Here is a 5,081-nt window from a genome sequence, read left to right as displayed (position 1 = left end):
TCGCGCATGCGCAGGGCCAGATGGGGCAGGCGCTGGATGATATCGTAGGCCATGCGCGGATCCATGGTGGGCCCCAACAACATGACCCGGCCGGTATGCAGGTCCATGAGTTGGTGGACCATCGCCTTGGTGGTGCAGATGGCGCCGGCTACCAGGTCGCTGGCGCCGTTGATGTACTTGGTCATGGAATAGACCACCACGTCCGCTCCCAGGTGGGCCGGGGAGATCATCATGGGGGTGAAGGTGTTGTCGACAACCAGGGAGAGGCCATGGGCGTTGGCCAGTTTGGACAGTGCCCGGATGTCCGCCACCTTCAACGTCGGGTTGCCGACGGTTTCCGTATATAACACGCGGGTTTTCGGGGTGATTGCCTTTTCAAAAGCCGTTGTATCGTCGGGACTCACAAAGGTGGTGGTAATGCCGAATTGTGGCAGCAGTTCACCCAGCAGGGCATGGGTGCCGCCATAGATGGTGTCGCTGGATACGATGTGATCACCACTTTTGCAAAGCTGGAGCAGGGTGCAGGAGATGGCGGACATGCCGCTGGCGGTGCATACGGCAAACTCGGTGCCCTCCATGGCGGACAGGTAGCGGGCCAGGGTGTCCACCGTGGGATTGAAGTGTCGGCTATAGAGGAAACAGCCCCCCTGTTCAGGGCCGCGGAGCCCGCCGAAGATCTCCGGCATGGTTTCCGGGTCTATCACGGTGAAGGTGGATGACCGGGAAATGGATGGGGTTACGCCGCCGTGCTCGCCAAATTCCCTGCGGGTTTCACTCAAGGCTTGTTCCGGATGGAAGTTGTTCATTTTTTACCTCCCTTTCTTTTCTTGCCGATGGAAAACGCCATACCCACGACTTCACCCAACCGATGGTAACTCCCGGTTCCCATTGCGTAGACCAGCGGGTCCACTTTGGTGGCGTCGGGTTTGCCGTCGGTCAGGCAGCTCTCATTGACATGGGTCTGGATCACTTCTCCCACGATCAGGGTGTGGGCGCCTAAATCCAGTGTGTGGCGCAGCCGGCACTCCAGGTTCACCGGGCATGACGCCACCATAGGAGCATGCTTCAGATCTCCGGCGAACAGATCGAAAACTTTCGATTTGTCGACTTTGCGACCCGAATAGATGCCACAAAAATCCACCTGCTCAACCATGCTGGCTGATGGTACATTGATGGAAAATTCAGCGTTTGCGCGGATGCCTTTAAGCGTGTGGCGTTCACCGCGGATGGCCACTGAAATGGCCGGTGGCTTTGACGATGCGATACCGCACCAGGCGGCGGTCATGAAGTTGGCACGACCGTCCACCATGGCTCCGACAAGAACAGATGGGGTTGGAAATAGCAGGGCTTCAGGGCCCAGACGAGATTTATTCATTCAAACCTCCTGATAATAGACATGCCGGATCTCCGGGTGGATTGGTTTAAACGCCGACACCCGTTCTTCCATGACCATGAACGGGTTGCCTGCCATGAACAGGTTCAGCTGGCTTTGCTGAATATTTTCCGGTTGGTGTAGATCGTCTCTGCGTGAATCGGGAATGACCGGGAGACTGGCTGTTTCAGTCATGGTGGGCTCCCCCGCGGGATTGGATCGGCATCTTGGTTACGGTGAGTTGTATGATTGATTCATATTGAAGGCGATCGGGATGTTGAACATTCAAGTTAGCCGAACACCGGATGGCGTAAAGCACTATCGGCTGTTAAGGGGAGCTTCGGCATTGGCCCAGTAGGGGACCGGACCGGCTTCCTTTTCTGCCCAGGCGTTGTCATCCATCGCAATTCCGGCCAACTCTTTCAATGCTTCGCGGATTTCGCGGGAGCCCCTGTCGTGGATCTGTTTTACCGTGGAATGCTCGCCCAATACCTGCGAAAGTGAAAACCGACCATTGCTGTTTTTCAGGTTTACATAGAGCAGATCGCGTATGGAGGCCCAGCTGTCACGACGGGTCTGGTTGGGAAGCGGGGTCAGACTGTCCAGTTGCCGCAGCCATTTTTTCAAAAACCGTGAGTAAAGGTATTTTTGTGCCAGGGCGAGCCAGAAAATGAGAATGACGGTGCTCAGCAAACCTGCGCCGGTGACCTGGAGCAACGGGTCCAGGCTGGCAAATGGTGGCAGGCCCATGAGACCCAGCCCGCCGGCAACCCCGCCTACCAGTGAAATGGCCAATCCGGTGAAAAACGATTTCACCCGGAACAAGCGCGCTTTCTTGCGATAGCTGACCATACCCTCCAGGAAATGGCAAAGCCGTTCACCATGGGTTTCCACAAAGGAGGCCAGGTTGTCCAGCCGGTGGCAGGGCGCCTGGAGTACCGCTTTTTTCAGCTCTTCCCGCTGGTTTTCCAGGAAGTCAAGATAGGCGGACTGAGGATCTTCGGAACGACCGGATTTTTCAGTGGCCGACGGTGAATAGGTCAGATGGATCATGGGAATGTCCTTGCGGCCGGTAATCTGGGACAGATTCCAGCACAAGGTTCCATATACACGCAGCAGGTCAGTCATGGAGGCGCATTCGTCGATGCGGTTGAGCACGTATAACACCCGGTCTTCGAATGTCTTGGTCGGCAGGGTATCCCGCAGGCTGGTATGCGCCTCTCTCACGGTACCGGCCTTGTGCGGATCGAACAGCACCAGCACCAGGTCGGCAATCTGGGCCAGATCGCCAATGACGTCCTGATAGTTATATCCCCGGTCCCTTTCGGTAATGCTGTCGAGCATGCCGGGTGTGTCGATGATGGCCAGGTTTTTCAGAAACGGCGAATTGACCTTCTTGAGCTTGAAATGAGAGGCGAACCGCTGGCCGTGTTTCTTCATGGTCTCAAAGGGATATTCCGAATCGTTGAGCAGGAACTTGCCATCCCGTTGATCGGTGACCCGAACCGGTGCACCGTCCGGTTCACTCTCGTCGTAAGTCAGAACGGTAAAGGAATCATCCGTGGGCGCCTGTCCGGTACCCTGGACGGCCATTCCCAGAAATTCATTGATCAGGGTGGATTTACCCGACGAATAGTTGCCCAGCACCAGGACCTGGGGGCGCCATTTAATGTTGGTTTCCAGGGGAACTTCGCTGTAGCCATAGCGCATGGCCACCGGTGTCAGTTGCTCGGATACCATCTCCAGCAATTCGGTTCGCAGGGCGGTGATATAGTTGTCGCGATACATGAACGTCTCCGGGCGGTAGACTGGTGCGTTTGGTTAAATAAGTGATTTGCATCAGAAACATTAGTAGGTATAAGGGGTTCCCGAAAACAAATCAAGCCCATAGGCGCTATGATAGTTAATTTAAACGGCGATATCGGTCGCCGTGGAATTACCATGCGGCTTCCTTATTCCATCGTTGCCATATAAATTATCTTAACGCCTGTTTAACGAAACCGGCCGGTTGTGCTCCGGTTGGCGCCATGGTTCGGATCAATGACCGTTGCATCCGCAACCGCAGTCGCTGCAACTGCCACCGGTTGCCATGGCCTTCACCACTTCCCGGTCTTGTGCTCTAACCACATCCACCACGGTGACCTCGATCGAAACAGGGGCCATGATGCCGGATGGCTTGTTCAAGGGAAGTTCAAGATGGCCAATGGTTTCACAAAGAGCGCTGGGGGGCACGTCCAGTCTGACCCGGTCGCCCACCCCCTTTCCGTGCAGCGCTTTTTCAAACGGGGTGATGCCAGATGGCCCGACGCCGTAAATAAACACAAACGGCGCTCTGCTCTCATCAGCAACTGATGGGTCGGCGGTATGAATGTTCAAGGTGACTTTCATCAGGTTTTCGATTGTCTGGGGTTGTTCGGGCATGATTACCTCCATGGATTTACAGCGTGCTTTCGGCCACCGCCCTGTTTTTGCCAGCTGCCTTGGCCTTGTAAAGGCATTGATCGGCCCGGTCAACCAGGCGCCTTACCGTGTCGCCAGGCCGGTAGGTGCTGACACCGATACTCACGGTGACGGACAACACATCCGCCTTCAGGGAGTCATCGGCGGCGTAACGGGCGGCGGCAATGGATTGGCAGAGCTGCTTGGCCTTTTTGGTGGCATTTCGAAGCGATGCACCGGGAAGGATCAGCGTGAACTCTTCACCGCCATAGCGGGCCAGGAAATCGTCACTTCTCACCGCTGCGCGGCATTTTTCGGCGAAGGCCAGTAGCATCCGATCCCCCACGGTGTGCCCGTAAGTGTCGTTCAGTTGCTTGAAATCATCGAGGTCCATCATCAGCAGGGAAAAGGGTGCCCGGGTGATCGTGTTCCGTTCCACCAGGCTGCGCAGATGGCGGTCCAGCGCTTTTCGGTTGTTGACGCGGGTCAGGCCGTCGATATCGGCGGAATGGCGGGCCTTGTCCAGTTCTTTCTTCAGGGAGTCCACCTGGCTGGAGAGAGAGTCGAGCGCTTTCTGGTCAAGGGTTTCCTTGTCCCTGACCATGGCCCGTATTTGGTCGACCTCGCGAACCAGTTCACTTTTTATGCGTTTGATGTCGTCCAGTCGGGTGATCTCTTCAAACCGTTCTCCCTGGGAGCGGATGCTGTTGTAAAAATCACGGTTTTCGTTGTCCAGCCCGCCCATGGCCCCCGTCATCAAATCGATGATCTCCCTGAATTCGGTTTCGCGCTCGCCGATGTACTTTTTCTGTCGCTGGATGTGGTCTAGTATCTTGCCTTTTTGTCGGTTGAATTGGGTGGCGATGGTTTTGGTTTTTTCATCGGGCTGAAATTTTTCCTGAAGGGCCTCCAACTGCTTTTTAAAGTCCTCGGCATCGATTTCGGAGATGTCCAGCGTATATTCGCGGACAAAAAGGAACAGGGCCCGGATGCTTTCGGAAAATATATTCAGTCGCTCACGGGCGTCATTGATTGCTTTGGTGAGCGTCGCCGGATCCGTGTCGGTCGGGTTGGATTTGCCAAAAAGCTTCATCGTTCAGCATCCTCTTCGAATTTGGCGCCTTACGTGTTGGTGTGGGGTTTGATCCATTGCCCATCTTTGAGATAGTCGACGCTGATCGGTTTAAGGGTTTTTCGCATGGTCATAAACCGGTCCTTCATGCCCATGAGCCAGGATTTATGGTTCTTGACGTCCTGTCGGGTCAGAAAC

6 protein-coding genes are annotated in these 5,081 nt (G+C 55.4%); all 6 read right to left on the bottom strand.

The window, feature by feature from the left end; all coding sequences use genetic code 11:
- Window positions 1-806: aminotransferase class I/II-fold pyridoxal phosphate-dependent enzyme (locus QNK41_RS20275; RefSeq protein WP_319260825.1), on the bottom strand; the 806-nt coding region annotated here is incomplete at its 3' end.
- Window positions 803-1,375, bottom strand: a complete 573-nt coding sequence (locus tag QNK41_RS20270; protein ID WP_319260822.1) for a flavin reductase family protein — start codon at window positions 1,373-1,375, stop codon at window positions 803-805. The genes QNK41_RS20275 and QNK41_RS20270, both read right to left, overlap by 4 nt.
- Window positions 1,376-1,567 (bottom strand): hypothetical protein, encoded by a 192-nt coding sequence (locus QNK41_RS20265; RefSeq protein WP_319260819.1) that lies wholly within the window; start codon window positions 1,565-1,567, stop codon window positions 1,376-1,378.
- A 123-nt stretch (window positions 1,568-1,690) separates the two neighbouring features.
- Window positions 1,691-3,160, bottom strand: coding sequence for a dynamin family protein (locus tag QNK41_RS20260; protein WP_319260817.1), 1,470 nt, complete (start codon window positions 3,158-3,160; stop codon window positions 1,691-1,693).
- 249 nt (window positions 3,161-3,409) lie between these two features.
- The gene (locus QNK41_RS20255; protein WP_319260814.1) at window positions 3,410-3,793 is read right to left on the bottom strand and encodes a hypothetical protein; all 384 of its coding nucleotides are present in this window, start codon (window positions 3,791-3,793) and stop codon (window positions 3,410-3,412) included.
- 16 nt (window positions 3,794-3,809) lie between these two features.
- The gene (locus QNK41_RS20250; RefSeq protein WP_319260811.1) at window positions 3,810-4,904 is read right to left on the bottom strand and encodes a diguanylate cyclase; all 1,095 of its coding nucleotides are present in this window, start codon (window positions 4,902-4,904) and stop codon (window positions 3,810-3,812) included.
- Between the last annotated feature and the right edge of the window lie 177 nt (window positions 4,905-5,081).

This window comes from Desulfosarcina sp., assembly GCF_033791525.1.
Taxonomy (GTDB): Bacteria; Desulfobacterota; Desulfobacteria; order Desulfobacterales; family Desulfosarcinaceae; genus Desulfosarcina.
The sequence above is the reverse complement of the archived record's forward strand: the minus strand, read 5'-3'. Positions and strand labels throughout refer to the sequence as shown.

Coding starts and splice junctions, on each gene's coding strand:
- QNK41_RS20255 (WP_319260814.1), bottom strand. CDS start 3,793: ATGCCCGAACAACCCCAGACAATCGAAAACCTGATGAAAGTCACCTTG.
- QNK41_RS20250 (WP_319260811.1), bottom strand. CDS start 4,904: ATGAAGCTTTTTGGCAAATCCAACCCGACCGACACGGATCCGGCGACG.
- QNK41_RS20265 (WP_319260819.1), bottom strand. CDS start 1,567: ATGACTGAAACAGCCAGTCTCCCGGTCATTCCCGATTCACGCAGAGAC.
- QNK41_RS20260 (WP_319260817.1), bottom strand. CDS start 3,160: ATGTATCGCGACAACTATATCACCGCCCTGCGAACCGAATTGCTGGAG.
- QNK41_RS20270 (WP_319260822.1), bottom strand. CDS start 1,375: ATGAATAAATCTCGTCTGGGCCCTGAAGCCCTGCTATTTCCAACCCCA.